The 2,848-nt window shown below is 61.5% G+C and carries 2 protein-coding genes and 1 pseudogene; all 3 read left to right on the plus strand.

Features of this window, described 5'->3' with window-relative positions:
• Window positions 1-227 precede the first annotated feature (227 nt).
• Window positions 228-557 (plus strand): annotated as a pseudogene (locus DQW85_RS24910) (ribosomal RNA small subunit methyltransferase A); the annotation flags it as partial.
• 370 nt (window positions 558-927) lie between these two features.
• Entirely contained in the window at window positions 928-1,431 is a 504-nt protein-coding gene (locus DQW85_RS24915) for a hypothetical protein (RefSeq protein ID WP_113702424.1), read from the plus strand.
• 86 nt (window positions 1,432-1,517) lie between these two features.
• Complete coding sequence (locus DQW85_RS44830; RefSeq protein ID WP_162795350.1) at window positions 1,518-2,345, plus strand: hypothetical protein; 828 nt, start codon at window positions 1,518-1,520, stop codon at window positions 2,343-2,345.
• The last annotated feature ends 503 nt before the right edge of the window (window positions 2,346-2,848 follow it).

Here is a 2,848-nt window from a genome sequence, read left to right on the forward strand (position 1 = left end):
TACGCAGCACTCGCCCAACGCTGACCAGCAGCTATACCACCCCGCGGCCCGTTTCTGCCGTATTCGTGTGGCACCCCAGCAGCGGTCGAGGGCAGTGTGAGGGACTAGCCCCAAGGCCGTGAAGTTTGGGGTTGGAGTGCGGCTGTCAAGCCGCCTGAAATAGGCAACGGAGTTCCTGCTAGAACGGTGTCGACCAAGATCACCAAGTAGCAAGAAGTCCGTTGGATACCGTGAAGGCCGCCTGGTACGCGGACGTGCGCCGGGCCGGACCCGTCGGCCGCACTGTCTTCTGGCCGGTGCCCAACGTCGACTCCGGCCTCGTCTCGCTGGTGCGACGCGACCCACCAACCACCAGCGCGTCGCGGGAAGAGGTTTTCACCGTGATCGACGCGGCGTTCGCCCAGAGCCGCAAGACCCTCCGAGCCGCCCTGGCGTCCTGGGCGGGCAGCCCAGCACAGGCGGAGGAGGCGCTGCGAGCGGCCGGCGTGGACCCCTCGGCCCGCGGCGAGCAACTGGACGTGACAACGTTCGCCCGAATCGCCGAACACAGACCCTGACCGCGGCGGCCTCGTACCCCTTGGGTGCCTCCGGCTGAGCCGGATAGGGCCCCGGCGACCCCGGGGGAGGAGGTAGCGATGCCGCCCAGCTGCCCAGCGGTCCTCGGCGGGCGGTCGGCGTGCTCGCTGCGCTCCTCCAGCCAGCGCAAGTACGCCTCGTCACCGGCATACGAGCTGCCGAAGATCCCGCTGTCAGCGACCCACAGTCCGGCCGGCCGCCAAGGCGGACAGCGCGGTGATTGGACAGTTTTTGGTGTGTCGAGTGGACAGTTTGGCGACCTATGTTCGCGGTCACTCGGGGGTGCTCCGCCAGATGGAACAACTCATCTGGCTCAATGCACGGAAGGAGCCACCCATGGCTTGAAAGAACGTGCGCATTTTGAATGCGCTCGTCGCCCTGCAAGTGGTCCCCAGCTCGCTGGCCATCGCCGCCGCACCCGCACAGGCCGGGAAGCAAGTGATCCGTATCCAAGGCACGTTCGGCGCGAAGAAGTGTGTAGTGGCGAACCTCAGCACAACCCCGACCCAGGGCGACTGCGGCAGCCTGCTAGCCGCATGGGAGTGGGACTGGACCCGGAACACCCTCCGCAACGTCTACACGAACATGTGTCTGGACACCGACAGCGTCAAACTCTACCTCTCGAAGCCGGTCAACTGGACGCAGTGCAACACCAGCGACAAGGGTCAGCTCCGGCACTTTATGGGCGACGAGTGGCAAGACTTCCCCGAGGCGCCGCCTGTGAAACTCTTCAGCTTCTACCGGAGACGTCAGCCCTATGGAATTGGGTTGCTGTACCCATGGGCACACTATGCGAACCCTCGCTTCCTCAACCTGCAGGAGAATAGGTTATGCGTCGAATGCGATCCGCAGTAATTGTCGCCCTCATTGTGGCGGTCATCCTTCCAAATATCCAGACTGTCCCTGCGAACGCCGAGGAAAGCTCGAGTAGAGCCGCTCAGGTGAACTGCGAGCTGTCAGGACTCGACAAGTGCGTGAGTGACATGCAGGTCGCCGTCGAAAAATCAACTGCCCAGGCGGCGGCAGCGAAAAAGGACATCGATATCTATTTCAATACGTCAGGCTGGGGGCTTACCGAGGGAAACTATAAGTGGGCGCTTGCCAGGGCTCGCGGGATTGCGCAAAATGACGAGAGCTTCTGGCGTAACGTGGAAAATAATCTCAGCCCACAGCTGGTGGCACCTTGCCCTAATGGATGTCTTCCACCGCGGCTAAACATGGCTCAAGCAGTCAAGCACTTCGATATTATCCCAGAACGAGTCACCGTAAATGTTAAAGAGCACAGACTCTTCATCGGCATAACAAACATCGACACGCAGGCCTTGCCTGCCTGGGCGATTGCGGTAATTGTGGACGCGGTCGCAATTGTGGTTCCAATGATTGCCATCCCGCTGTGCCTGGCCGCCATCCCCGAGTTGCCAGCTGTCTGCGCCGGAGTCGGCGGGGCTGCCTCTGGTGGCATCTCAGGCCTCGTCGAAGCCTCTCTCAGCGGTGAGGATCTTCGCGATATCGGGGTAATTGCCAAGATTATCGCGAAAACGATCGCCGGCGCATTGCTTGGAGTCAGCGCGAGGTATCTTGACAAATTGTTGACGGGCGACAAAATTGTCAAGATTTTCAAGAGGGGCGGCTACACTATTAGGGAAATGGCGAAGGCCTGGTGGGTGCCTAACAGCTTGCGTCATGGCGTGGTGGCAACTGGTGATGTGCTCGGAAACGTTGCGGCTCCCGTTTCGGAAAACCTCAGGCACCATTTCGGCGTAGGCTAGATTACGTGCTGCACAGGACCTAACGGGGCCTGGTTGTGGTGCATCACTGATGGGTGGTACACCACAACCAGGCCGCCAGGTGCGTCGACGCGTCTACCGCAAGCGCGGGTTCACCGGTCACCGTCGAGGACGTCCTCGGCGTAGGCGCGACCTGTGAACCGCCCGGGTTTGGTGACGGCCCGACCTCTTGTGGAGGATCGAGTCATGTCACGCCCGTCCCCTCATGACGTAACAGCGGTGACGTTCTGGAACGACGGCAGCCTCTCGTTAACTCCTCACCAAATCAGGTGGGCCAAGCAGAGCGTCGTGAGTCCTTGCGGAAAATGGCCTTGCAGTTAGAGTGGAGTGACCCCGTCGCGATGAGGTCACGTCGACCGCAGCCGTGTCAACGACCTCCTTTTCGGCTCGAACTCTGAGCTGCGCGCTCGTGCTGACCGTGGTGACCGAGCTGCGCGAACGCGGGGTCAAGGTCGTCTCGCTGACCGAGAACTTCGACCTGGACA

This window comes from Nonomuraea lactucae (assembly GCF_003313395.1).
Taxonomy (GTDB): Bacteria; Actinomycetota; Actinomycetes; order Streptosporangiales; family Streptosporangiaceae; genus Nonomuraea; species Nonomuraea lactucae.